Raw genomic sequence first — 23,762 nt, 5'->3', positions numbered from 1 at the left:
CTGTTGTCCGAGGGTGCTTGTGGGGCGGGTAGGGTGATCCAGCCGCCAAAGCCCTGGCAGGCCAGGGTGATCGGGACGAAGTGGGGGGGAATCTCCAGCATGGCTTCCGCGACGCAGACGCGGCCCGCCGCGGCCGCGCCGGCCAGGGTGCCGGACCGGTCGGCGGCGGCACCCCGTCTCAAGGGCCGTCCCGGTCAGTTCGGGTCGTTCCGATTGCAACAGTTCGTGCTGATCGAGGTTGCCGCGGCCTTGCTGCTGGTGGCCTGGGTCGTCGGCCCGCTGCTGCTGGTCCCCGCCGGTGTGGTGGCCGCGCTGCTGGTGCTGCTCGCCGTCGTGCGCCGTCACCGCCGCTCGCTGCCCGAGTGGCTCTCGACGGCGCTCGCGCTGCGGGCACGCACCCGCAGGGCGGCCTCACTGACGGTCCCTCCGGGTACGGAGCCGGGGCTGGCGCCCGTCGTCGAGTGCGACCCCGCCCTGCGGACGTACACCTACAGCGACCGCGACCGGCGGCCGGTCGGCATGATCGGCGACGGTACGTTCCTGACGGCCGTTCTCCAGGTCGAGTCGGACGCCACCGCCCTGCGCCCGGACCGCTCCACGCGGCCGCTGCCGCTCGGCCTCGTACGGGACGTACTGGATGTCGACGGCATCCGGCTGGAGTCGGCGCAGATAGTGCAGCACACCCAGCCCGCGCCCGCCCCGCACCTGCCGCAGCAGTCGGTGGCCGCGCGCAACTACGCGCCGCTCCAGGCACAGACCGGTTCGCCGGCCCTGCGGATCACCTGGGTCGCGCTGAAGCTCGACCCGGAGCTGTGCCCGGAGGCCGTGGCCGCGCGCGGCGGTGGCCTGGAGGGCGCGCAGAAGTGCGTGGTGCGGGCGGCGGACCAGTTGGCGAGCCGCCTGGCCGGGGCCGGGTTCCGGGCGACCGTGCTGACCGAGCAGGAGCTGACCGCGGCGCTCGCCACCTCCACGTGCGCCAACCCACTCGCCATCGCACAGGCGGGCCGGGCCCAGACGCCGGGGCGGCGTACGCAGGAGACGTCGCGGACCTGGCGCTGCGACGACCGGCGGCACACCACCTACTGGGTGGCGCGCTGGCCCCAGTTCGGCCCGGGCGGCGCGTCCATGCCGCAGCTGGTGGCGCTGCTCACCTCCGTCCCCGCGCTGGCCAGCACGTTCAGCCTCACCGTGAGCGGCGGCGACCGGCAGGGGGCGACGGTGACCGGCCATGTGCGGATCACCGGGCGCAGCGACGAGGAGCTCGTGGCGGCGCGGCACGAGCTGGAGCGGGCCGCACGCGGGGTGAAGACCGGGCTCGTCCGGCTCGACCGGGAGCAGGTTCCCGGGATGCTCGCCTCTCTTCCGCTCGGGGGTGCCCGCTGATGTCTTCCCCATCCGTTGTACGTACGGGACGCGGCAGCCGGCCGCGCATCGGGTTCGGGCTGATCGGGCCGCGCCGTGAGCGCCATTCGGTTCCGCTGGAACAACTGGAATCGCTGGGCCTGCCGGTCGGTGACGACGGCGTGGTCATCGGTGTCGACGCCGAGGGCCGGCCGGCGGTCCTGGGCATCAACCGGCCGACGCCGTACGACGTCACGCTGATCGGTGGTCTGTGGACCGCGCAGGTCATGGCGCTGCGGGCGGCCGCGACCGGGGCGCGCGTAGCCGTGGAGACGGGCCGCGCGCCGGCGTGGACCGCGCTCGCGCAGGCCGCGGGCGGCGGGCAGCCCTGCATCACGCTGCACGACGTGGGGCGCGTACCGCCGCAGGGTGCCTCGGCCGGCAGTCCGGTCGTCGTCGTACGTGACTGCGGGATGCGGCCGCCGCGGGGGCGGGTGGTCTCCGGGCCGTGGCAGTCGGTGGTGACGCTGCTGCCCTATCTGAGCCCGGTCGCGCCCCGGTTGATGGAGAAGTCGGGGCTCGTGGGGGTGCAGCGTGTGTCGCCGGACGAGGCCGCGCAGATCGGCCGGATCATGAACCTGCCGAGGGGCGAGGCGGAGGCGCTGTCCACGCTCGCCGACGGGGTCACCCTCTGGTGCACAGGCCGCGATCGCCGGTTCGTCATGACGCAGGCCACGGATGCCGAGACCGGATTGTTGGGCAGCGCCCGCCGGATGGACTGAGGCGTATCCCCGCCCTGAATCCGGGCCCCTATGTACCCTTTTGAGGGGGAATTTCTTCACGCTGTGGCGCACGCACGTCACTTGGCGACAGCGGGTGGGGTACGTGACCGGCGATGGCGGGCCGACGGGCCTGACGTATGGACACTGTTGACGATTAGGGTGGGAAGAGCGCGGCACGAATCTGCCCGCAGGTGCGCGGCGTCCCCAGAGGGAGAGCCGGGCGGACGGACGACGACAGGAACGGTCGCCCCCACCCAACGACGGCACAAGGGTGCTCGACCACACCAGGAGGCAAAGTGAACGGCGATCGGGACGAGATCCGCGGGGGCGGCTGGAACGCGCCGCCCGTCGACGATCAGTCCGACGCGGATCCCGCCGAGATGACGGGTGAGTTCACCATCGACTACACCCCGCCTGCCTGGTACACGCAGAACGCGGGCGACACATCGTCGGGCGGCGGGGCGGCGGTCACGCCTCCCCCGCCGCCGAGCGGGGCCACGCCGGTGGCTGTGCCGGGGCTGCCGGCGCCGCAGAGCGACGGTTTCGAGCCGAACTGGGCGCCGGGGGCGCCTGCTGCGGCGCCCGTTCCTCCGGCGCCTCCGGCTGCGGATGAGCCTGCGCCTGCTCCGGCGCCCGCTCCCGTTCCGGCACCCGCTCCTTCGGCTGAACAGGGTTCCGGCGAGGCCCGGCAGCCGTTCGGGGGCGGCGATGTGGAGAGCGGGGCCACCATGCGCTTCTCTCCGGCCGCGTTGAAGCGTGAGATGGCCGAGATCGCGGAGCGCGAGGCCGCCACGTCGGCGTCGGCTCCCGAGGGCTCCTCCGGGGACTCGGAGGAGGGCGGGGCCAAGGCCGCCGAGGAGGACGCTCCCGGGGACGATGCCGTCGAGAGCGGCGCGGACAGCGACGAGCGCGCCGAAGTCGCGGCGGACGGCGGCGGCACCGAGGGGGCGGAGGAGGCGGAGGCCGAGGCTGCCGAGGCGGTGGCTGACGCCGCGCCGCAGGACGCTGCCCCCCAGGACGTTGCCCCGCCCGCGCCCGAGCCGGTGCAGCCGTGGTCTCCCCCGCCGGGCCCGCAGGGCGCGGCGCTGCCGCCGCTGCCGCCCGCGTTCCAGCCGGCCGCCCCGACGGGTGCGCCGCAGTGGCCCGTACCGCCGGCCCCGACCCAGGAGCAGTCGGCTCCGCCCGCGCCTGCGCCAGCACCCGCCGCGCCGCTGCCGCCGCAGGCCGCGCCCCAGGGCGGGTACGGCTTCCCGCAGCCCGGGCAGCCCCAGACCGCCCCGCAGGCGGCACCTCAGGGCTACGGCTTCCCCCACCCGGGCCAGCCCCAGCCGCAGCCCGGCCCCCAGGCAGCACCACAGCCCGCACCCCAGCCCGCCCCCCAAGACGGATACGGCTTCCCACACCCCGGCCAGCAGGCGCAGCCGCCGCAGCCCGGGCCCGGTGGGGCGTTGCCGCCGCAGGCGCCTGCGCCGCAGGGTGGGTACGGGTTCCCCCAGCAGCCCCAGCAGCCCCAGCAGCCCCAGCAGCCCCAGCAGCCGCCCGTCGATCCGCGGACCGGGGGCGCTTGGCCCACGTCCGTCACGCACGACCAGCGCGAGCGGTCCGTGCCGGGGGCGCCACTCGGGTACACCGCGGCCGTCGAGCTGTCCTCCGACCGCCTGCTGCGCAACAACAAGCAGAAGGCCAAGTCCAGCCGTAACCCCTCCGCCGCCGCCCGTTTCAAGCTCGGGGGCAAGAAGGAGGAGGCCGAGCGGCAGCGCAAGCTCGACCTGATCCGTACGCCGGTCCTGTCCTGCTACCGGATCGCGGTCATCTCCCTCAAGGGCGGCGTCGGCAAGACCACGACGACCACCGCCCTCGGCGCCACCCTGGCGACCGAGCGGCAGGACAAGATCCTGGCGATCGACGCCAACCCGGACGCCGGTACGCTCGGCCGCCGCGTGCGCCGCGAGACCGGGGCCACCATCCGTGACCTCGTCCAGGCGATCCCGTACCTCAACTCGTACATGGACATCCGCCGCTTCACCTCGCAGGCGCCCTCCGGTCTGGAGATCATCGCCAACGACGTGGACCCGGCCGTCTCGACGACGTTCAACGACGAGGACTACCGGCGGGCGATCGACGTCCTGGGCAAGCAGTATCCGATCATCCTCACCGACTCCGGCACGGGTCTGCTCTACAGCGCGATGCGCGGCGTCCTCGACCTCGCCGACCAGCTGATCATCATCTCGACCCCGTCCGTCGACGGTGCGTCCAGTGCGTCGACCACGCTCGACTGGCTGTCCGCGCACGGGTACGCCGAGCTGGTGCAGCGCTCGCTCACGGTGATCTCGGGCGTCCGCGAGACCGGCAAGATGATCAAGGTCGACGACATCGTGCAGCACTTCGAGACGCGCTGCCGCGGGGTGATCGTGGTGCCGTTCGACGAGCACCTGGCGGCGGGTGCCGAAGTGGACCTCGACATGATGCGGCCGAAGACGCGTGAGGCGTACTTCAACCTCTCCGCGATGGTCGCCGAGGACTTCGTACGGGCGCAGCAGGCGCAGGGCTTGTGGACGGGTGCCGGCCAGGGCTCCATGCCGCCGCAGATGGCCCCGCCGGTGCCGGGTCAGCCCATGCCGGGTCACGGCCAGCCCATGCCAGGGCAGCCGTACCCGCCCCAGCAGCAGCCCGGCGTACCGCCGCAGGGCTGGCAGCCGTACCAGCAGCCGGGTCAGCCCGGTCAGCCCATGCCCCCGGCCCAGCAGCCCACCCCCGGGTGGCCCCCGCAGGCGCCGCCAGCCCCTCAGCAGTAGCGCGACAGAGGACTGGACCAATGAGGGCCCGCACCGTCAGCACGGTGCGGGCCCTCGCCGTATTCCCGCAGTACACAACGGGTTTGACGCATCGTTGACTCGGTCCTCCCCCGCTGATAGACCTTCGCTTCACCAGCCGGCGCCCCGAGATCGACGCGAGGTCAACCTCATGGTCACCAAGGCTCCACACCGCTCCCTCCGCCTGCTTCTCACCTCAGGCATCGCCTCAGGTATCGCCGTCACCTCCCTCACCGCCGGCCAGCCGGCACAGGCACAGGCGGACGAGGGCGGCGACAAGACCGTCCTCACCGTCGCCGTGTCGCAGAGCGTGGACTCCCTCAGCCCCTTCCTCGCCCAGCGGCTGGTCTCCACCAGCATCCACCGGCTCACCTACGAGTACCTGACCAACTACGACGCCAAGGACGCGCGCACCATCCCCGGCCTCGCCACCGCCTGGAAGCCGTCGCCGGACAAGCTGACGTGGACGTACACCATCCGCTCCGACTCCACGTGGTCGGACGGCAAGCAGGCCACCGCCGAGGACGCGGCCTGGACCTTCACCAAGATGATGACGGACGAGAACGCCGCCACCGCCAACGGCAGCTTCACCGCCAACTTCGAGAAGGTCACCGCGCCCGACCCCCGGACGCTGGTCATCAAGCTGAAGAAGCCGCAGGCCACCATGACGGCCCTCGACGTCCCGATCGTGCCCAAGCACATCTGGGAGAAGGTCGGGGACTTCTCGAAGTTCAACAACGACAAGCAGTTCCCGATCGTCGGCAACGGGCCGTTCGTCATCACCGACTACCAGGTCGACCAGTACGTGAAGCTCAAGCCGAACAAGACCTTCTGGCGCGGGGCGCCGAAGTTCGACGAGCTGGTGCTGCGCTACTACAAGGACGGTGACGCCGCCGTCGCCGCGCTGCGCAAGGGCGAGGTGTCCTTCGTACCGAACCTCACCCCCGCCCAGGCCGCGTCCCTGAAGTCGGCCGAGAACATCAAGGTGAACGACGCGCCCGGCCGCCGTTTCTTCGCCCTCGCCACCAACCCGGGGGCGCGATCGAAGGACGGCAAGAAGTTCGGCAGCGGCCACCCGGCGCTGCTCGACCCGGCGGTCCGCAAGGCGCTGTTCCACGCCGTCGACCGCAGGACGATCGTCGACAAGGTCTTCCAGGGCCACGCCGTGGAGGGCGAGGGCTACATCCCGCCACGCTTCGGCACGTACTTCTGGAAACCGGAAGGCGCCCAGCGGATCGACTACGACCCCATCAAGGCGGAACAGACCCTCCAGCAGGCCGGATACAAGAAGAACAGCAGCGGCAAGCGCGTCGGCAAGGACGGCAGGCCGCTGGACTTCCGCATCCTGTGCCACGCCACCGACCCCAACGACAAGGCGGTCGGCAAGTACCTCCAGGAGTGGTGGGGCAAGCTCGGCATCGGACTGAAGGTCGAGTGCCTCGACAACGTCTCCGACCCATGGCTCAAGGGCGACTACGACCTCGCCTTCGACGGCTGGTCGGTCAACCCCGACCCCGACTTCGTCCTGTCCATCCACACCTGCGCCGCGCTGCCCGCCACCACCAAGGACACCGGCGCGACGGACAACTTCATCTGCGACAAGAAGTACGACGAGCTGTACGCCAAGCAGTCCGTCGAGTACGACCCCGCCAAACGCGCCGATCTGGTCAAGCAGTTGCAATCGCGGCTGTACGACACGGGGTACATGAATGTCATGGCGTACCCCAACGCGGTCGAGGCGTACCGCACGGACCACATCGCGTCCATCACCACGATGCCCGCGGACGGCGGCAACATCTACGGCCAGGACGGCTACTGGAGCTGGTGGTCCGCGGAGCCGGCCGCCGCGGCGAGCGGGAGCAAGGACTCCGGTTCCTCGACAGGGCTGTGGCTGGTGCTCGGTCCCGCCGCCGTCGTCCTCCTCGCCGTGGGCGTCTGGGCCGCCGTACGCCGCCGCTCCACCGCCGACGACCGCGAGTAGCCGATGACGACGGTCAGCTCGCCCGCCGATGTGGTGCGGCGCCCGGGCACGACGACGAGCGCCTATCCGCGCTACCTGGCGGGCAAGCTGGGCGGCGCGGCCGTCTCCCTCTTCGCCGTGCTCGTGACCAGCTTCTTCCTCTTCCGCATCATCCCCGGCGACCCGGTCAAGGCCATGACGCACGGCATGCCGACGTCCGCCGAGCAAATGGCCACGCTACGCCGGCAGTTCGGCCTCGACCTGCCGCTGTGGCAGCAGTTCACCGACTACTGCGCCAAGGCACTGACCGGCGATCTCGGCATGTCGTACCAGTTCCGCGCACCGGTCGGCGAGCTGATCGCGACCAAGCTCCCCGCGACCCTCCTCCTCACCGGTGTCGCCGTCGTCGTCTACTCGGCGATCGGCCTGTGGCTCGGCACCCGCTCGGCCTGGCGCCACGGCGGCCTCGGCGACAGGATCCACACGGGCGTCGCGCTGACCCTCTGGTCGGTGCCGTCGTTCTGGCTCGGGCTGCTGCTCATCATCGTCTTCTCGGTGGGCATCGGCCCGGTCCCCGGCGTGTTCCCGACGGGCGGCATGGAGTCCGGGGACGAGACGGGCTTCGCGTACGTCCTCGATGTCGCCCACCACATGGTGCTGCCCGTCCTCACCCTGGTGGCGGTCGGGTACGCGCAGACGCTGCTGGTGATGCGTGCCTCGCTGCTCGACGAGATGGGCAGCGACTACCTGACGACCGCGCGGGCGAAGGGCCTGCGCGACGACGCCGTACGCCGCAGACACGCCGTACCGAACGCCCTCCTGCCGACCGTCACCATGATCTTCATCAACCTGGGGCATGTGGCCGCCGGGTCCATCCTCGTCGAGACGGTGTTCTCCTGGCCGGGGCTCGGCGGGCTCTTCTACCAAGCCCTCTCCGTACCCGATCTCCCGCTGGTCCAAGGGCTGTTCGTGGTCTTCGCCGGCGCGATGATCCTCATGAACCTCCTCGCGGACCTGCTGTACCCGCTGCTCGACCCCCGGGTGGGCCGATGACCTCCTTGACGTGGACCAGGCGACGCGAGTCCGTGGCACGCTTCTGGCGCCAGTACCGCAAACACCGGACCGGGCTGTACGGGCTCGGCGCCCTCGCCCTCATCGCCCTCGTCGCGCTCACGGCACCGCTGCTCGTCGGCGACGACGTACAGAGCGTGACCAACGCGCCCGGTACGGCACTGGAGTCACCCAGCGGCCGATTCCCCCTCGGCACCGACCAGTTCGGGCGCTCCCTGCTGGGCCTCCTCGTCTGGGGCGCGCGCGTCTCGCTCGCCGTCGGGCTGCTCGCCGCGGCGCTGTCCGTCGCCATCGGTACGCTCGTGGGGATCCTCGCAGGCCACTTCGGCGGCTGGTTCTCCACGGTCGTCATGCGCGTCACCGACTGGTTCCTGGTGATGCCGGCGCTGGTGCTGGCGATCGTGCTGGCCACGGTGATGTCGCGGAGCATGTGGACGGTGATCCTGGCCATCGGCGTCACCAGCTGGCCCACCACCGCCCGCCTCGTCCGCGCCCAGACCATCGCGGTGGAGTCCCGCCCGTACATCGAACGCGCCACGGCGCTCGGCGGCGGCCACGGCCACATCATGAGCCGCCACGTCCTGCCCAACGTCATGCCGCTGGTGCTGTCGCAGACCACCCTGTGCATCTCCACCGCGATCCTCACCGAAGCGACCCTCGCCTTCCTCGGCCTGGGCGACCCGACGGTCGTCTCCTGGGGCGGCATGCTCCAGGACGCGCGCGAGGCGGGCGCGGTCTCGTCCGGGCACTGGTGGTACCTGGCGCCGCCCGGGATCGCCATCGCGGCCGTCGCGCTCGCCTTCACCCTGTGCGGGCGGGCGATCGAGTCCGTGCTCAACCCGAGGCTGGGAGCGGGCCGTTGAGCGTCCTCACGATCAGGAACCTGCACGTCACCTACGAAGGCACCGCCGCGGTACGCGGTGTCGACCTGACCATGGGGGCGGGGCAGAAGCTGGGCATCGCGGGCGAGTCGGGGTGCGGCAAGACGACCCTCGCGCTCGCGCTGCTGCGGCTGCTGCCCGCCACCGCACGGCTGAGCGGCGAGGTCCTGCTGGACGGCGAGGACGTCCTGACCATGAAGTGGGGGCGGTTGCGGGCCGTACGGTGGGCGGGCGCGTCGATCGTGTTCCAGGGCGCCATGCACTCGCTGAACGCGGTGCACCGGATCGGCGACCAGATCGCCGAGCCCCTCCTCGTCCACCGGCAGGCGACCCCGGGCGCGGCCCGCAAGCGGGTGGGCGCGCTGCTGGAACAGGTGGGGCTGCCGGCCGCCCGGGCCGCCGCGTACCCCCATGAGCTGTCCGGCGGGCAGCGGCAGCGCGTGATGATCGCCATGGCACTGGCCTGCGAGCCCCGGCTGATCGTGGCGGACGAGCCGACCACCGCGCTCGATGTGATGATCCAGGCGCAGATCCTGCGGCTGCTGGAGCGTCTGGTCACCGAACAGGACATCAGCCTGGTCATGATCAGTCACGACCTCGCCGTACTGGCCGACACATGCGACCGGCTGGCCGTGATGTACGCGGGGCGCATCGTCGAGGAGGGCCCGGCACGGCAGGTGTACGACGCGGCCCGGCACCCCTACGGGCGCGCCCTGGCCGCCGCCTTCCCCCGCATCGGCGACCCGGCCTCCCGGCTCGCCCCGCGCGGCCTGCCCGGCGATCCGCCGGACCCGGCCGCGCTGCCGTCCGGCTGTACGTTCCACCCGCGCTGCCCGGTCGCGCTGGAGGTGTGCGCGTCCGAGGACCCGCCACTCGTCCAGGCGGCGCCCGGGCACCGTTCGGCGTGCGTCCTGACCCACGGGAGCCCCGCATGAACCCCCTGCTGTCGGCCTCCGACCTGCACATCACCTTCCCGGGCCGGCGCGGCGCCCCGCCCTCCCGCGCCGTGGACGGGGTCGACCTCGACATCGGCGCGGGCGAGATCGTCGCGCTCGTCGGCGAGTCGGGCTGCGGCAAGACGACCCTGGCGCGCTCGCTCCTGGGCCTGGTGCGCCCGGCATCCGGCTCGGTCACCTTCGACGGGTCACCGCTCTCGTACACCTCCCGCGACCTGAAGGCATACCGGCGGCGCGTCCAGCTCGTACTCCAGGACCCGAGCGGCTCCCTCAACCCCCGGCACACCGTGTACGACGCGGTCGCCGAGGGCCTCCGCATCCATGGGTACGCCGGTGACGAACACGCCGCCGTCGCCTCCGCCCTCTCCCGCGCCGGGCTGCGCCCCCCGGAACGCTTCTTCCTGCGCTACCCGCACGAACTGTCGGGCGGCCAGCGGCAGCGGGTCGTCATCGCCGGCGCCCTGGTCCTCGAACCCGAGCTCATCGTCGCGGACGAGCCCGTCGCGTCCCTGGACGCCTCGGTACGCGGCGAGATCCTCGCCCTCCTTCTGCGCCTGCGCGACGAGTTGGGCCTGTCCGCGCTGGTCGTCACGCACGACCTGGGCTTGGCCTGGAACATCGCCGACCGGGTGGCGGTGATGTACCTGGGGCGGATCGTCGAGACGGGCACGGTGGAGGAGGTCCTCTCGGCGCCGCGTCACCCGTACACCCAGGCGCTCCTCTCCGTCCTCCCGGAATCCCCCACCGCCCCGGTGGTCCTCGCGGGCGAACCCCCCGACCCCTCCCGGGTCCCGGCCGGGTGCCGCTTCCACGCGCGGTGCCAGGTTCTGGCGTCCGGGGAGGCGGACCGGGCGGGCCTGGCCTCCGCGTGCCGCACGCGTGACCTCCCGGTCCTGCACGGACGGGGCCGGGCGGCGGCGTGCCACGTACACGGCACGGCGCCCTGACGGGACCGCAGTCGGCGTCCGGCCGGGGTGGGGCCGTGCAGGGTCGTCCCCGCAGAGGTCGGCGGCGCCGTAACGGCTCCCTTGCCCGTGCCCAACGCCGCCGGCCTCGTGGGGGTGCCCCCTCTGGGGGAGAGACAAGCCCGGAGGGGGCACCCCCCCACGCACCCGGGGTGTCCGCCGGTCCGGCCGGGCACCGGAAACGGCACCGCCCCGGGGTGAACCGGGAAGGGGCACCGCCCCGTCCCGTTGTGCCCACCCGTCCCGCCCTGCGGGACGATTGCCCACAACGGGGGGCGGGGTACGGCGGGACGACTGCCGGCGGGCGTGGACGTGGTGTCGCCCGACGGGCGTGGAGCGTGGTGTGGCCCGGAGGGCGGGCCTACCGGCCGGAGGTGAGGTCGCGGCAGCGCTTCACGTCGTCCGCGATCGCTTCCAGCAGGTCCTCGATGGACGCGAACTTCTCCTGCCCCCGGACATACGCCAGGAAGTCGACCGCCACGTGCAGCCCGTACAGGTCGAGGCCGACGCGGTCGATCGCGTACGCCTCGACCGTCCGCTCCGTGCCGTCGAACTGCGGGTTCGTGCCGACCGAGATCGCCGCCGGCATGCGTTCGCCCGCCGCCGTGAGCCAGCCGGCGTAGACGCCGTCGGCCGGGATGGCGGTGTGCGGCAGGGTCTCGACGTTCGCGGTCGGGTAGCCCAGCTCGCGGCCGCGCTGTGCGCCGCGTACGACCACGCCCTCCACACGGTGGGGCCGGCCCAGGATCTCGGCGGCGCCCTCGACGTCACCGGCGGCGACCAGGCGCCGCGTCAGGGTGGACGAGAAGGGCTCGCCGCCACCCGCCTCTCCGCGCACGTACAGGTCGACGACCTCGACCTCGTAGTCGTACGTGGCGCCCATCTCGCGCAGGAAGTCCACGTTCCCGGCCGCCCGGTGCCCGAAACGGAAGTTCGGGCCCTCGATGACGGCGCGCGCGTGGAGCTTGTCGACGAGCACCTTCACGATGAAGTCGGCCGGCGACAGCTGCGAGAACTCGGCGGTGAACGGCAGCACGAGCACCGCGTCGACGCCGAGCTCGGCCATCAGTTCGGCGCGCCGGTGGTGCGGGGCGAGCAGCGGCGGGTGGCTGCCGGGGCGGACGACCTCCGACGGATGCGGGTCGAAGGTCACGACGACCGACGGGATGCCGAGCTCACGCGCCCGCTCCACCGCCCGCCCGATGATCAGCTGGTGTCCGCGGTGCACCCCGTCGTAGGAGCCGATGGTGACGACGCTGCGCCCCCAGTCCTGGGGGATGTCCTCCAAGCCACGCCAGCGCTGCACTGTGACCGCTCCTCGCCCGAACCCGTGTACGTCATTGACCGCTTACGCAGGTCTAAGACTGCCATGCCCACGGCTTCCGGCCCGCATCGGCATCGGATGGGCCGGACCGGCCGGGGTGCCGCCCAGGCTCTCGACGGTCCGGCGGGCGCTGGGTCCGACGACGAACGCCCAGTCTCCCGGGGCCTGCCGCAGCCATCCCACCACCAGGGCGGCGAATCCGGGCACCTCCCGGGCGAGCTCGACGAGCCGCCGGTCGAAGCAGGTGGCGCCCTCCAGCGTACGGACGAGGAGCAGCCCGGTGCGGTGGACCAGCTCCCGGGTGCGTGCCTCCGGGCGCCGCGCGGCGCCGAGCGCGGCGGCCCGCAGCAGCGCGTCGAGTACGGCGAGGTCGCGGCCGTCGTGGCTCTCGTACTGCTCGTATTCCAGGAGTACGTCGAGGAGCTCGTCGCGCAGCGGCCGTGACGCGCGCGTCCCGGGCGCCGCGAGGACCGGGGCGAGCGCGCCGCGGACCTCCACGGGGCTGCCCCGCAGCACTCCGCTGACCAGCGGGAAGAGGACGGCCCGGGCGGCCGGGCCCTGCTCCAGGCGCCGGTCCACGTATCCGGCCGCGTGGACGGCGCCGTCGGGGTGGCGGTCGACGTACGCCCGGACCAGGTCGGCGGCGCGGCGGGCGAGCGCGGGCGTGCGCACCTCTGCGAGCACCTCCAGTACGGCCCCGGGACCCGGGCCTCCGTCGAGGAGCCGGCGACGGAACGCGGCGAGGACCTGCTCGGGGTGGGTGTGCAGCGCGGCGGCGAGCGCGCTCGCGGGCAGCCCGGGGGTCCCGGCGCGGAAGGCGGCCAGGGCCTGGCGGAGGTACGGGGAGCGGCTGTGCGGGTCGCGTACGAGCAGGCCGAGCGCCGGTCCGTGCAGGGCCTGGTCCCCGGGGCGGGCGAGGAGCGCGCGGGCGGCGTACCGCAGCAGTTCGCGGTCCCCGTCGGCGGTGACGTGCGCGGCGAGCAGCTGCCCGTACGCGGCGGCGGCCACGCGGCGGCCGGGCCGGGTGTCGTCGTGGGCCCAGCGGTCGACGGCGCGGCACAGCGCGGCGGGCTCGTCCTCGGCGAGGGCGGCGAGCAGCTCGTCGGCGCGCGGGTGCGCGGTGGTCACGAGCGCCTCGCACAGGTCGTCGACGGCCAGGTCACGGTGGGCGTACAGCAGGGCCTGCGCCGCCCCGGCGACGGTGGGCCGCACCCGCGCGCCCGGCTCGGCGAGCAGCGGCCGCTCGTCGGTGAACCAGCGGCACAGCAGGGGCTGTACGCCTCGTGGGTCGGCGGCCAGGCGTAGGGCGACGGCGTCCAGGTAGCGCGGGGCGTCGCACCTCCCGGGCGGCCCGTCGGCGGGCACGAGCCGGCGCAGCAGGTCGAGGCGGTCGTCCTCGCCGAGGCGGAGCCGCTCCCAGAACCAGGGCCCGAACTCGCCGAGCGCACCGCCGCTGACGGAGCCGGCGGCGACGCGCTCGGCCAGCCGCCGCAACACGCCCAGGTACGGCCGCAGGTCCGGCACCCTCAGCAGCGTCTCGCCCAGCAACCGGGCGCCCCACCACTCGGCGTCCTGAAGCCGCCCCTCCCCGGATCCGTCCACACCCACGCCGCCCCGCTCCTCGTGCTCGTCCAAGGCGTCGATGGCGTCGATGGTGTCGATGGCGTCGATAAGGGCCTCGAGCCGCCGGGCCAGGGCGGACGGGCCCTGGGCGCGGTCCAGGAGGAGGAGCGCCTGGAGGACCGGGCCGATCCGGTGGCGCGGGACGGGGAGAACGGGAGGGGCGGGCTGGACCTCCAAGGCGTCCTCCACGGGGTCCTCGCCGTGGACCAGCGCGTCCAGCGCCGCGTCGAGGTCCAGGTGGGTGCCCTGGATCCAGTCGCCGAACTCCTCGTGGGCGAACCGGTAGCCGGCGCCCGCCGGGACCAGGAGGCCCTCCGTCAGGACGGCGGGGGCCCAGCCGGTCGCCCAGGGGAACAGCTCCTCGAAGGCCTCGCGGGACAGTTCCCCCTGTCCGGGCCCCAGGCAGCGCCGCGCCGCCTCGTGGACGCGGCCCGCCACCCGCGCGGCCAGCCGCCGTACCGCGCCGCCTCGCAGCGCTGGCCGGGACGCGGCGGCGATCCGGACGGCGACGCGCAGGCACATCAGGTCCAGGTGCGCGGCGAAGACCTCCGCCCGGCCGGGCCGCCCCGGTACGTCCCCGGGCAGGGCCTCCCGTACCTCGGCGAGGAGCCGCAGCGCCAGCGGGTGCCGGGCGTCGTCCGCCGCGAGGGCATCGCCGGGCAGCCCGTACCATTCCCGCGCCCGCTTCGCTTCGCGCCCGGCGAGGTCGCCGATCCGCAGCGCGTCCGGCAGCCGCCACGCGGGCCGCCCGGGCCGGTGCAGCGCCCCGGAGGGGTAGAGGGCGCCCGCCTGTTCCCAGTGCTCGGGCCGGCAGGCGACGACGAGCCGGGCGCGGTGCGCGCGCAGCCACGACACGGTCCCGGCGGTCCACGCGGCGGGCCGGTGCGCGAGGGCGGGCGGCATCTCCTCCGGCCCGTCGAGGAGTACGAGGAGGGGGCGCCCCCAGTCGAGGGCGAGCCGCGCCACCCGTTCGGGGGTGGCGGTGCCCATGTCGCTGTGGGCGCCCGAGCAGGCCACGATCCGGCCGGCCGCCCGCAGCGCCCGCCCGACGCCGTCGGCCAGGGACGTGTCGTCGGCGCGCAGGTCGGCGCCGCGCAGCCAGAGGGTGGGGGCGGGCGCGTCGCCCCGTGCGCGGCGGGCGGCGAGGGCGCGCAGTTCGGTGGTCCGGCCGGTGCCCGGTTCGCCGACGAGGGCGAACGCCACGGCGTCCGACGCCTCGAAGGCCGCCAACTCGTCGGCGACGGCGCGCCGTTCCACCGGGTCGGGCCAGGCGCTGGTCCCACCGGCGGGCCCGCCCGTCGTAGCGGCGAGCCGGAGGACACCCGCGAGGTTCAGGTCGGCGCCGTACGCGGGGACGGTGGCGGCGTTGCGCCGCAGCAGCGCGGCCAGCGGGCCGTCGGGCGCCGCCGCGGCGACCCGTGCGAGCGGGACGGCGAGCCCGGCCGCCCGGTGCCCGGCGTGCAGCGCCGTCCCGAGCACGCCCAGTACCGCGCCGGTGGCGGCGTCCAGGACGGGGCCACCGGCGGCCTCGCCGCCCCGCCGCAGCGCCTCGCTGCCCTCGGTCCCGATGGCGAGCTCCAGCACGTCACCGAGCAGGTGGAACCGGTCGGCGGCCGTGTAGGTCACCCGGGCGGTGCCGAGCACGCGCGCCTCGCGCCAGCCGTGCGCGGCGATCCGTACGTACGTCCCCGCCTCGACGCGCCCCCGGGCCGCCACCGGCAGTGGGCTCACGCCGAGCCCCTCGGTGCGCACGAGCGCCAGATCGGCCTCGGGCAGCGGAGTGATGGCATCGGTCCCGGCCACGTACGTGCGGCCGCCGGGCGCGCGCACCTCGACCCGGTCGAGCCCGTCCACGGCTTCGTGGCTGGTCACGACCGTGCCCTCGTCGTCGGCGACAAAGCCGGCCCCCCGGGTCCGGCCCGCCGGATCGCAGATCCGCACCAGCGTCGCCCGTTCCCCGCGTTCCATGGTTCGACGGTAGGGCGGCGTTGATCACCGGGAGAAGGACGCGGTTCGAAAGCGCCCCCGAGTGCCCCCGTCATTCACTCCGAGCGCCTGCCCAAGTGGGTGAATCCGCGGTTCCGGGCGGACAGACCCTTGGGGAGGGGGTCGTGGAGCGGGCCTTGTTGCCCGCTCCACGGTGCTCGGCCATCAGCCGAGACGCGGTCAACCAAAGACGGCCAGGCTCTTGGCCTTGCCCTTCTTCTCCTCCACCAGAGCCAGGAAGCGCCCCTCCGGCCCGAAGACCGCCACCGGGGCGGTGTCGTACGCGGGCATGTCCAGCCGTACGCCGTTCAGCAGCAGCTTCGCCCGCCGCTCGTCCACGTCCCAGCGGGGGAACGCGGCCGCCGCAGCCTCGGCGATCGGCATGACGGTCAGCTCCTCCTGGAGCTGGTCCAGCGTGCGGGCCGCGTCCAGCTTGTACGGGCCGACCCGGGTGCGCCGCAGGGCCGTGAGGTGGCCGCCGACGCCGAGCCCGGCGCCCAGGTCGCGGGCGAGGGCGCGGATGTACGTACCGGAGGAGCAGACCACCGACACGACCAGGTCGACGACCGGGGTCCCGTCCTCCGCGACGGCGTCGCGCATGTCGTACACCTGGAACGACGACACCGTCACCGGGCGGGCCGGGATGTCGAACTCCTCGCCGCCCCGCACGCGCGCGTACGACCGCTTGCCGTCGATCTTGATGGCGCTGACCTTGGACGGCACCTGCATGATGGCGCCGGACAGCTTGGCGACCTCCCCGTCGACGGCCTCGCGGGTGACCCGGGAGGCGTCGGTGGACGAGGTGATCTCGCCCTCCGCGTCGTCGGTGACGGTGTTCTGCCCGAGGCGGATGGTGCCCAGGTACTCCTTCTCGGTCAGCGCGAGGTGACCGAGGAGCTTGGTGGCCTTCTCGACGCCGAGGACCAGGACTCCGGTCGCCATCGGGTCGAGCGTCCCCGCGTGTCCGACGCGTCGGGTCCTGGCGATCCCGCGCATCTTGGCGACGACGTCGTGCGAAGTGAAGCCCGACGGCTTGTCGACGATGACAAGCCCGTCGGGCGTCTTGTTCTGCTGTGTCATTCCGGGGCTTCGCCCTCGTCCTCGTCCTCGGGCTTGCGGTACGGGTCGGCCTCGCCGGCGTACGTCTTGCCGGTCGACACCTCGCGCACCTCCTCGTCCTTGGCCCGCGCCTTGTGGAGGAGGTCCTCGATGGTGCGGGCGTTGTCCGGCAGGGCGTCCGGTACGAAGGTCAGGGTCGGCGTGAAGCGGACGCCGGTCTGCTTGCCCACCTCGGAGCGCAGGATGCCCTTGGCGGACTCCAGGGCCGCCGCGGACGCCGCCCGCTCCTCCTCGTCGCCGTAGACCGTGTAGAAGACCGTGGCCTCCCGCAGGTCACCGGTGACCCGGGCGTCCGTGATCGTCACGAAGCCCAGTCGCGGATCCTTGATACGCCGGTCCAGGGTCTCCGCGACCACGACCTGGATGCGATCGGCCAGCTTGCGGGCCCGCGCGTTGTCGGCCACCGGTCCTTCTCCTCTTTCGTCCTACGTTCGTCGTGCCGCGCCGCGACACGTTCAGTCTTCATCGGTGTGCATCCGCCGGCGTACCGACAGCAGCTCCACCTCGGGCCGGCCGGCGACCATGCGCTCGCACCGGTCCAGCACGTCCGTCAAGTGCCCGACGTCCCCGGACACCATCGCGAGGCCGATGTGGGCCCTGCGATGGAGGTTCTGGGAGCCGGTCTCCGCCACACTCACCGCGAATTTGCGTTGCAGTTCCGCGATGATCGGGCGGACGACGGAGCGCTTCTCCTTCAACGACCGTACGTCGCCGAGGAGCAGGTCGAAGGACAGAGTCCCCACATACATGTGTGCCCGGATGTCCCGCCGGTTCGGGTTCAGGGCCCCGCCAACCACTTGGCAGGGACACCAAGAACCGTACACGCAACGGCCGGGGCCGATCGACGGAAATACTTCCGCCGACCGGCCCCGGCTGCCGTGGCTGGATCAGCCGCGCGGCTTCTCGCGCATCTCGTACGTCGCGATGACGTCGTCGACCTTGATGTCGTTGAAGTTTCCGAGGTTGATACCACCCTCGAAGCCTTCGCGGATCTCGGTGACGTCGTCCTTGAAGCGACGCAGACCCTCGATGTTGAGGTTCTCCGCGATGACCTTGCCGTCGCGGATGAGGCGCGCCTTGGTGTTGCGTCGCACCTCGCCGGAGCGGATGAGGACACCGGCGATGTTGCCCAGCTTGGACGAGCGGAAGACCTCGCGGATCTCCGCCGTACCGAGCTCGACCTCTTCGTACTCCGGCTTGAGCATGCCCTTGAGGGCCGCCTCGATCTCCTCGATGGCCTGGTAGATCACCGAGTAGTACCGGACGTCGACGCCCTCGCGCTCCGCCATCTGCGCGGCACGGCCGGCCGCGCGGACGTTGAAGCCGATGACGATGGCGTCGGAGCCCATCGCCAGGTCGATGTCCGACTCCGTGACCGCACCGACACCGCGGTGCAGGACCCGGATGTCGACCTCTTCGCCGACGTCGAGCTGGAGCAGCGACGACTCGAGCGCCTCGACGGAACCGGAAGCGTCACCCTTGATGATGAGGTTGAGCTGCTGGATCTCGCCGGCCTTGAGCACCTTGTCCAGGTCCTCGAGGGAGACGCGGCGCACGCGCTTGGCGAACGCGGCGTTGCGCTCACGGGCGGCACGCTTCTCGGCGATCTGACGGGCCGTACGGTCCTCGTCGACCACCAGGAAGTTGTCGCCGGCGCCCGGGACGTTGGTGAGGCCGAGGACGAGGACCGGGGTCGAGGGACCCGCCTCTTCCACGTTCTCGCCCTTGTCGTCGAGCATGGCGCGGACACGGCCGTAGGCGTCGCCCGCGACCATCGTGTCGCCGACCCGCAGCGTGCCTCGCTGGACCAGGACGGTCGCGACGGCGCCGCGGCCCTTGTCCAGGTGGGCCTCGATGGCAATACCCTGCGCGTCCTGCTCCGGGTTGGCCCGGAGGTCGAGCGAGGCGTCGGCCGTCAGGATCACGGCCTCCAGCAGGGAGTCGATGTGCAGACCCTGCTTGGCGGAGATGTCGACGAACATGGTGTCGCCGCCGTACTCCTCGGCCACCAGGCCGTACTCGGTCAGCTGACCGCGCACCTTGACCGGGTCGGCGCCCTCGACGTCGATCTTGTTGACCGCGACCACGATCGGCACGTCGGCCGCCTTGGCGTGGTTCAGCGCCTCGATCGTCTGGGGCATCACACCGTCATTGGCCGCGACCACGAGGATCGCGATGTCGGTGGACTTCGCACCACGGGCACGCATGGCGGTGAACGCCTCGTGACCCGGGGTGTCGATGAAGGTGATCTTGCGGTCCTCGCCGTTGACCTCGGTGGCGACCTGGTACGCACCGATGTGCTGCGTAATACCGCCGGCCTCGCCCGCGACGACGTTCGTCTTGCGGATCGCGTCCAGCAGTCGGGTCTTACCGTGGTCGACGTGACCCATGACGGTCACGACCGGCGGACGCGGCGCGAGGTACTCCTCGCCGCCCTCGTCCTCGCCCCACTCGAGGTCGAAGGACTCGAGCAGCTCGCGGTCCTCCTCCTCGGGGCTGACGATCTGAACCGTGTAGTTCATCTCGTCGCCGAGCAGCTGCAGCGTCTCGTCGGAGACGGACTGCGTGGCGGTGACCATCTCGCCGAGGTTCATCATGACCGCGACGAGGGACGCCGGGTTGGCGTTGATCTTCTCCGCGAAGTCGGTGAGGGACGCACCGCGCGACAGGCGAACGGTCTCGCCGTTGCCGCGAGGCAGCATCACGCCGCCGACCGACGGGGCCTGCATGGCCTCGTACTCCTGGCGCCTCTGCCGCTTCGACTTACGGCCACGACGCGCCGGACCGCCGGGACGGCCGAACGCACCCTGCGTGCCACCACGGCCACCGGGACCGCCGGGACGGCCACCGAAGCCGGGACGACCGCCGAAGCCGCCGCCACCGCCACCGGGACCACCGGGACGACCGCCGCCGCCACCGCCGCCACCGGGACGGCCGGCGAAGCCGCCGCCACCGCCACCGGGACCGGCCGGACGGCCGGCGAAGCCGCCACCGGGACGACCTGCGCCGCCGCCGGGACGACCGGCGCCGCCACCGGGACCACGGCCACCGCCACCGGGGCCACCGCCGGGGCGGGGACCGGCAGCCGGACGCTGCGGCATCATGCCCGGGTTCGGGCGGTTACCGGCGGGGCCGCCACCCGGGCGCGGGGCCTGGGGACGGGGCATGCCGCCGGGAGTGGGACGCGGGCCACCGGGACCGGCCTGCGGACGGGGACCGCCCTGACCGGCGCCCTGCGGACGCGGACCGCCCGGGGCACCGGCGCCGCCGGGACGCGGGGCACCGCCCGGACGGGGCGCCTGCGGGCGCGCCATGCCGGTGGAGCCACCAGAGGTGAACGGGTTGTTGCCCGGACGCGGACCCGCGGGACGCGGGGCACCCGGACGGGGGGCCTGACGCTCGCCACCGGGGCGCGGGGCGCCGCCGGGACGGCCACCGCGCTCGCCGCCCTGACCGCGCTCGCCCTGCGGGCGGCCGGCGGGACGGGGACCGGGGGTGGCACCGGGCCGGGGACCGGCGGCCGGGGCCGACGGGGGCGCGGTGAACTCCGGGGCGGTCGGAGCCGGCGAGGCGGGCGCCGGCTTGGGCGCCGCCGCGGGCTTCGGACCCGGGGTGGGACGCGGGCCGGGGGCCGGCGTCGCGGGCTTCTCCGCCACCGCGGGCTTCTCGGCCGCCGCGGGCTTCGGCGCGGGGGCGCCGGGCTTCGGGGCGGCGGGACGTGCCGCCTGCGCCGGGGAGGGCGCGGCGGGGGAAGGCTTGGCAGGCGCGGCCTTGCGAGGCGCGCCCGGCTTGGCTGCGGACTTGCCGGCGTTGCCGCCGGGCCCCTGCAGCGCGTCAGTCAGTTTACGTACAACCGGCGCTTCGATGGTCGAAGACGCCGAACGGACGAATTCACCGAGTTCCTGGAGCTTGGCCATGACGACCTTGCTCTCTACACCGAACTCCTTGGCGAGTTCGTATACCCGGACCTTAGCCACTTCGCTCCTTTTAGGTCCGGGTTACCGCCGGACCGTCGCTACTTCATGGGCGTACTCATCGCGTACTCATCGAGTGCTCATCGCAATCTCGACCTACTTCCAACTCGCGAGGTACCTGACCGCACGGTGTTCCGTGCCGTACTTCTTCTTACGGTGCCGAACTTACGGGTGCCGACTGCTCGACGTACTGGCGGACGTCCGCGACTTCGAGCGGCCCCTGGACCCTGAAGGCCCTGGGGAACGCCCGGCGGCGGACCGCCAGGTCGAGACAGACCGAGGCGGGATGCACATAAGCACCCCGGCCGGGCAGCGTACCGCGTGGATCGGGGGCGCAGCCGCCCTTGATCAACACGATGCGCAGCAGATCGCGCTTGGCCGCTCGCTCCCGGCATCCCACACAGGTTCGCTCAGGGCAGGCGCGGGCATGCGTCCGGCCAGACACGGTTAAGTCTACCTCCCCGCACCGACCTCACCCCTTTGGGGCAAAAATCGAACGGTTGTTGTCGTGATCTCGCCATCGCACAACGTGACCATGGCGAGTTCTATTCCCCGGAGCGGATCCCGGAGCGGGTTCAGTCCTGCTCGGAGGGCTGCTCGGTGTCCGGGCGGATGTCGATGCGCCAGCCGGTCAGGCGGGCGGCCAGGCGGGCGTTCTGCCCCTCCTTGCCGATCGCCAGCGACAGCTGGTAGTCCGGCACGGTCACGCGGGCGGACCGGGCGGCGAGGTCGACGACCTCCACCTTGGAGACCCGGGCCGGGGACAGGGCGTTCGCCACCATCTCGGCCGGGTCGTCCGACCAGTCGACGATGTCGATCTTCTCACCGTGCAGCTCGGCCATGACATTGCGCACACGGCTGCCCATCGGGCCGATGCAGGCGCCCTTGGCGTTCAGGCCCGAACGGGTGGACCGGACCGCGATCTTGGTGCGGTGACCGGCCTCACGGGCGATCGCCGCGATCTCGACCGAACCGTCCGCGATCTCGGGGACCTCCAGCGCGAACAGTTTCTTCACCAGATTGGGATGTGTACGCGACAGGGTGACGGACGGACCGCGCACGCCCCGGGCGACGCGGACGACGTACGTCCGCAGCCGCAGCCCGTGCGTGTACTCCTCGCCCGGCACCTGCTCCTGCACCGGAAGGATCGCTTCCAGCTTGTCGTCCAGCTTGACCAGGACGTTCTTGGGGTCCTTGCCCTGCTGCACCATGCCGGCCACGATGTCGCCCTCACGGCGGGCGTACTCGCCGAACGTCACGTCGTTCTCGGCGTCCCGCAGCCGCTGCTGGATGACCTGACGGGCGGTGCTCGCCGCGATCCGGCCGAAGTCCGACGGCGTGTCGTCGAACTCCTTGGGCTCCTGCCCCTCCTCCAGATCGGCCGGGTCCTCCTTCGCCCACACCGTCACATGACCGGTCTGCCGGTCCAGCACGACACGGGCGTGACGGCGGGCTCCCTCGGTGCGGTGGTAGGCGATGAGGAGGGCCGACTCGATCGCCTCGACCAGCAGGTCGAAGGGAATCTCCTTCTCCTGCGCCAAGCCCCTCAGGAGCTTCACGTCGATGTCCACGGCTACGCCTCCTCTTCCTTCTTGTCCTTGCGGTTGAACTCGATCTCCACGCGCGCCTTCGCGATGTCCCCGAACGTCACGCGGCGGGCGGTGGGCTTGCGCCCCTTCACGCCCGGCACCTCGAGATCGAGGCCGTCGTCGTCCACGGAGAGGATGCGGGCCACCAGCTCCCCGGCTCCCTCTGCCCCTTGGGCGGTCAGCTGGAGCTTCACGAGGCGGCCGGTGGCGCGAACGTAGTGGCGGTGCTCGGTCAGCGGGCGGTCGGCGCCCGGCGAGCTGACTTCGAGGACGTACTCCTCGTCGCCCATCGCGTCCGTCTCGTCGAGCTTGTCGGAGATGGCGCGGCTCAGCTCGGCACAGGCGTCGAGTTCCACGCCCTCGTCCGAGTCGACGATGATCCTCAGCATCCGCCGCCGGCCCGCCCGGGACACCTCGATCTCCTCGAGGTCCAGGTCCCTGTCGCTGACCAGCGGTTCCAGCAGCCCGCGCAGCCTTTCGCTCTGGGTGGTGCTCATCCGGGTGACTCCTCGGCCGCGTGTGCTGTTGTGTGGATCGTCGCGTGTCAGATCAAAGGGTATCCGGTCGCGGGGGGTGTTGCCGTCCACCTCGCGCGAGCCGCGGGTACGCTCGCCTGCGGTGATCTTGGGCTTTGGGTGGAGGGAGTGACGCGTGGGGCGTACGGGGACGACACGGAGACGTGCGCTCATCGCGACGGGCGCGGTGGCCGCGGCCGGTGTGCTCGGGGCGTGCACGTCGGACGGCGGCCTCGGCGGTACGTCGTCGTCCGCGGCGGAGGTGGAACGCGCGGCCCGCGCGGAGACGGCACTGCGCCGCCGTTCGGCAGCGACGAGCGCGGCGCTGCTGGCGCGGTACGACGCCGTGCTCGCCGCGCACCCCTCGCTGACCGCCCGGCTGACCCCGCTGCGCGCGGCGGTCGCGGCCCACGTGACGGCCCTGGCCCCGCTGGGCACGTCGCCCACCCCGACGACCCCGGCGCCCCCGGACGGCCCGGCCCGCGCGGGCGCCCCGGGTGCGCCGATGATCCCGGGGGGTTCAGCCCACGCGGTAGCCCCTGCAGGTCCAGGGGCCCCGGCGGGGCCGGGTGCGCCCACCGCGCCGGATGGTCCAGGGGCCCCGGCGGGGCCGGGATCGCCGGGTGCGCCGATGGCGGCGGAGGTTCCCGCCCGCGCGGGGGCCCCTGCAGGTCCGGCGGCGCCGGGGGCGGCGGCCGGCCCCGGTACGCCGGGGGTGCCCGCCGGGCCGGGCGGTCCCGGTCGTGCGGCGGACCCGGGTGCCGGTGGGGCTGGGGTGGCCATGGCCCCCGGGCCCGTGCCCGCCGATGCCGGCGTCGCGGTCGCCGAGCTGGCCGCGGCGGTGCGGCGGGCGGCCGACGCGC

The 23,762-nt window shown here is 73.1% G+C and carries 18 protein-coding genes; 9 read left to right on the top strand and 9 right to left on the bottom strand.

Translation table 11 applies throughout. The annotated features are described in order from the left end of the window. Positions 1-99 precede the first annotated feature (99 nt). The 8 genes from eccE to BKD26_RS35510 all read left to right on the top strand — a co-directional run bounded on the left by eccE (position 100) and on the right by BKD26_RS35510 (position 10,751). Positions 100-1,383, top strand: coding sequence for a type VII secretion protein EccE (eccE, locus tag BKD26_RS35545; RefSeq protein ID WP_084906815.1), 1,284 nt, complete (start codon positions 100-102; stop codon positions 1,381-1,383). After that, complete coding sequence (locus tag BKD26_RS35540; protein ID WP_084906813.1) at positions 1,383-2,123, top strand: hypothetical protein; 741 nt, start codon at positions 1,383-1,385, stop codon at positions 2,121-2,123. Before eccE ends, BKD26_RS35540 begins: the two co-directional genes overlap by 1 nt. Positions 2,124-2,419: 296 nt before the next feature. Further along, positions 2,420-4,918 carry an SCO5717 family growth-regulating ATPase gene (locus BKD26_RS35535; RefSeq protein ID WP_084906811.1) on the top strand — a complete coding sequence of 833 codons (2,499 nt, stop codon included), beginning with the start codon at positions 2,420-2,422 and terminating at the stop codon, positions 4,916-4,918. 169 nt (positions 4,919-5,087) lie between these two features. Continuing rightward, positions 5,088-6,917, top strand: coding sequence for an ABC transporter substrate-binding protein (locus BKD26_RS35530; RefSeq protein WP_084906809.1), 1,830 nt, complete (start codon positions 5,088-5,090; stop codon positions 6,915-6,917). 3 nt (positions 6,918-6,920) lie between these two features. Continuing rightward, positions 6,921-7,949, top strand: a complete 1,029-nt coding sequence (locus BKD26_RS35525; RefSeq protein WP_084906807.1) for an ABC transporter permease — start codon at positions 6,921-6,923, stop codon at positions 7,947-7,949. Continuing rightward, complete coding sequence (locus tag BKD26_RS35520; RefSeq protein ID WP_084906805.1) at positions 7,946-8,830, top strand: ABC transporter permease; 885 nt, start codon at positions 7,946-7,948, stop codon at positions 8,828-8,830. The genes BKD26_RS35525 and BKD26_RS35520 overlap by 4 nt, the downstream gene beginning before the upstream one ends. After that, on the top strand, positions 8,827-9,783 hold the full coding sequence (locus BKD26_RS35515; RefSeq protein ID WP_084906803.1) for an ABC transporter ATP-binding protein: 957 nt from the start codon (positions 8,827-8,829) through the stop codon (positions 9,781-9,783). Before BKD26_RS35520 ends, BKD26_RS35515 begins: the two co-directional genes overlap by 4 nt. After that, positions 9,780-10,751: an ABC transporter ATP-binding protein gene (locus tag BKD26_RS35510; RefSeq protein WP_084906800.1), complete on the top strand. Its 972-nt coding sequence runs from the start codon at positions 9,780-9,782 to the stop codon at positions 10,749-10,751. Before BKD26_RS35515 ends, BKD26_RS35510 begins: the two co-directional genes overlap by 4 nt. Positions 10,752-11,130: 379 nt before the next feature. Here BKD26_RS35510 and BKD26_RS35505 read toward each other — a convergent pair whose 3' ends face one another. The 9 genes from BKD26_RS35505 to rimP form a co-directional block, all read right to left on the bottom strand. After that, entirely contained in the window at positions 11,131-12,075 is a 945-nt protein-coding gene (locus tag BKD26_RS35505) for a bifunctional riboflavin kinase/FAD synthetase (RefSeq protein ID WP_084906798.1), read from the bottom strand. Between the two features lie 42 nt (positions 12,076-12,117). Further along, on the bottom strand, positions 12,118-15,684 hold the full coding sequence (locus tag BKD26_RS35500) for a serine protease (protein WP_084906796.1): 3,567 nt from the start codon (positions 15,682-15,684) through the stop codon (positions 12,118-12,120). A 198-nt stretch (positions 15,685-15,882) separates the two neighbouring features. Beyond that, positions 15,883-16,782 (bottom strand): tRNA pseudouridine(55) synthase TruB, encoded by a 900-nt coding sequence (truB, locus tag BKD26_RS35495; RefSeq protein WP_084906794.1) that lies wholly within the window; start codon positions 16,780-16,782, stop codon positions 15,883-15,885. Beyond that, positions 16,779-17,225, bottom strand: coding sequence for a 30S ribosome-binding factor RbfA (rbfA, locus tag BKD26_RS35490; protein ID WP_084906792.1), 447 nt, complete (start codon positions 17,223-17,225; stop codon positions 16,779-16,781). Before rbfA ends, truB begins: the two co-directional genes overlap by 4 nt. A 51-nt stretch (positions 17,226-17,276) precedes the next feature. Next, a complete protein-coding gene (locus BKD26_RS35485) occupies positions 17,277-17,570 on the bottom strand; it encodes a DUF503 domain-containing protein (protein WP_073754651.1) in 294 nt (97 codons plus the stop codon). 138 nt (positions 17,571-17,708) lie between these two features. After that, a complete protein-coding gene (gene infB, locus BKD26_RS35480; RefSeq protein ID WP_084906790.1) occupies positions 17,709-20,798 on the bottom strand; it encodes a translation initiation factor IF-2 in 3,090 nt (1,029 codons plus the stop codon). Between the two features lie 148 nt (positions 20,799-20,946). Further along, entirely contained in the window at positions 20,947-21,240 is a 294-nt protein-coding gene (locus BKD26_RS35475) for a YlxR family protein (RefSeq protein WP_073754649.1), read from the bottom strand. Positions 21,241-21,370: 130 nt separating this feature from the next. Beyond that, entirely contained in the window at positions 21,371-22,366 is a 996-nt protein-coding gene (gene nusA / locus BKD26_RS35470) for a transcription termination factor NusA (RefSeq protein ID WP_084906788.1), read from the bottom strand. Positions 22,367-22,368: 2 nt separating this feature from the next. Continuing rightward, on the bottom strand, positions 22,369-22,881 hold the full coding sequence (gene rimP, locus BKD26_RS35465) for a ribosome maturation factor RimP (protein ID WP_084906874.1): 513 nt from the start codon (positions 22,879-22,881) through the stop codon (positions 22,369-22,371). 154 nt (positions 22,882-23,035) lie between these two features. Between rimP and BKD26_RS40700 the strand changes: the two genes are divergently transcribed. Beyond that, positions 23,036-23,762: hypothetical protein (locus tag BKD26_RS40700; RefSeq protein WP_179166830.1), on the top strand; the 727-nt coding region annotated here is incomplete at its 3' end.

The organism is Streptomyces sp. CB03238, from assembly GCF_002099185.1.
In the GTDB taxonomy this organism is placed as follows: Bacteria; Actinomycetota; Actinomycetes; order Streptomycetales; family Streptomycetaceae; genus Streptomyces.
Note: the sequence above shows the minus strand (reverse complement) of the source record. Positions and strands in the feature narration are given on the sequence as shown.

What these genes read in the sequence shown, in the direction of transcription:
- eccE (WP_084906815.1), top strand. Translation starts at nt 100, where the DNA reads ATGGCTTCCGCGACGCAGACGCGGCCCGCCGCGGCCGCGCCGGCCAGG.
- rimP (WP_084906874.1), bottom strand. Translation starts at nt 22,881, where the DNA reads ATGAGCACCACCCAGAGCGAAAGGCTGCGCGGGCTGCTGGAACCGCTG.
- BKD26_RS35500 (WP_084906796.1), bottom strand. Translation starts at nt 15,684, where the DNA reads ATGGAACGCGGGGAACGGGCGACGCTGGTGCGGATCTGCGATCCGGCG.
- BKD26_RS35530 (WP_084906809.1), top strand. Translation starts at nt 5,088, where the DNA reads ATGGTCACCAAGGCTCCACACCGCTCCCTCCGCCTGCTTCTCACCTCA.
- BKD26_RS35510 (WP_084906800.1), top strand. Translation starts at nt 9,780, where the DNA reads ATGAACCCCCTGCTGTCGGCCTCCGACCTGCACATCACCTTCCCGGGC.
- truB (WP_084906794.1), bottom strand. Translation starts at nt 16,782, where the DNA reads ATGACACAGCAGAACAAGACGCCCGACGGGCTTGTCATCGTCGACAAG.
- BKD26_RS35540 (WP_084906813.1), top strand. Translation starts at nt 1,383, where the DNA reads ATGTCTTCCCCATCCGTTGTACGTACGGGACGCGGCAGCCGGCCGCGC.
- BKD26_RS35525 (WP_084906807.1), top strand. Translation starts at nt 6,921, where the DNA reads ATGACGACGGTCAGCTCGCCCGCCGATGTGGTGCGGCGCCCGGGCACG.
- BKD26_RS35485 (WP_073754651.1), bottom strand. Translation starts at nt 17,570, where the DNA reads ATGTATGTGGGGACTCTGTCCTTCGACCTGCTCCTCGGCGACGTACGG.
- BKD26_RS35520 (WP_084906805.1), top strand. Translation starts at nt 7,946, where the DNA reads ATGACCTCCTTGACGTGGACCAGGCGACGCGAGTCCGTGGCACGCTTC.